Origin of the sequence: Arthrobacter sp. efr-133-TYG-104 (assembly GCF_030208915.1) — a bacterium.
GTDB lineage: Bacteria > Actinomycetota > Actinomycetes > Actinomycetales > Micrococcaceae > Arthrobacter.
Window position 1 is genome coordinate 1 of the sequence record NZ_JARVTA010000028.1, and the last position, 1,084, is coordinate 1,084.

Annotated in this window: 1 pseudogene; it reads left to right on the forward strand. The window is 63.7% G+C overall.

The features are described 5' to 3' along the window. Positions 1–239: 239 nt before the first annotated feature. A pseudogene (locus QRN04_RS16860) lies at positions 240–948 on the forward strand (integrase core domain-containing protein); the annotation flags it as partial. Positions 949–1,084 lie beyond the last annotated feature (136 nt).

The window sequence follows — 1,084 nt, forward strand, 5'->3', positions numbered from 1 at the left end:
GCCGTTAGCAGGAGGGGCACTTTTCTGGACGTTGCTTTGGTGGCCGGAACAACCAGCTCAGGCGATGTCCTCGACTAGGTGTACTGGGTCAGGACGTTGGTTACATCGTGAATAGGTGAAGACATCTTAGGTTGGTGGTTACCACACAGCCAACGACCAAGAGGTCTTCATGGTCCACCGTAACGCCCGCCTAACTCCGAACGGTAGGCGGATCCTCGTCGAGCGCGTCCTCGCCGGGCCTGGCTTTGCGCTGCGGCACGAGTGCCCGGACGGTCTCCCGGATCCTGGCCCGCGCCGGTATGCCCAGGCTGTGGGACCTGGACCTGGACCTGGACCTGGACCCGGTAACCGGGGCGCGGATCCGGGCATCCCGGGCGACCGACCGCCGCTACGAACGCGACGCTCCCGGCGACATGGTCCACGCCGACGTCAAGAAGCTTGGCAGGATCCCGGACGGGGCGGCTGGCGGGCAGACCCTAAGCAATCCGTCCGCAACGATGCATCAGGCCACACACGGGTCGGTTTTGACTACGTTCACGTGGCCGTCGATGACCACACCCGTTTGGCCTACGCCGAGGTCCTGCCTGACGAGAAAAGCCCGACCTGCGCCGGGTTCCTCACCCGGGCCGCGGCCGCCATGGCAGCCAGCGGCGCACCCGTGAAGCGGGTCATGACTGACAACGCCTTCGCCTACCGGCTCTCCCGCGACTTTCAGGATGCACTGGCCCAACTGGGAGTCAAACGCATCCTGATCAAACCCCGCCACCCCTGGCAGAACGGCAAGGCAGAACGCTTCAACCGCACCCTCCAGGAAGGCTGGGCCTTCACCTCCAACCAGGCCCGCACGGACGCGCTGAAGTCCCGCTAGACTTCTACAACAACCGCCGGCCATACGGCAGCCTCGGAGGCAAGCCACCCATCAACAGGTGCAACCAACCTACTGACTGAGTACAACTATGTACTCAGCCAGCCGGGTGGCGAGCCTGAGGATGGGGAGGCGCAGGTTCGTCTGGTTCGGGATCGGTGAGGCATCGAAGATCGTTCTCATCTTCTACACAGGCGTCTTCATCGTGACCCTCAACAC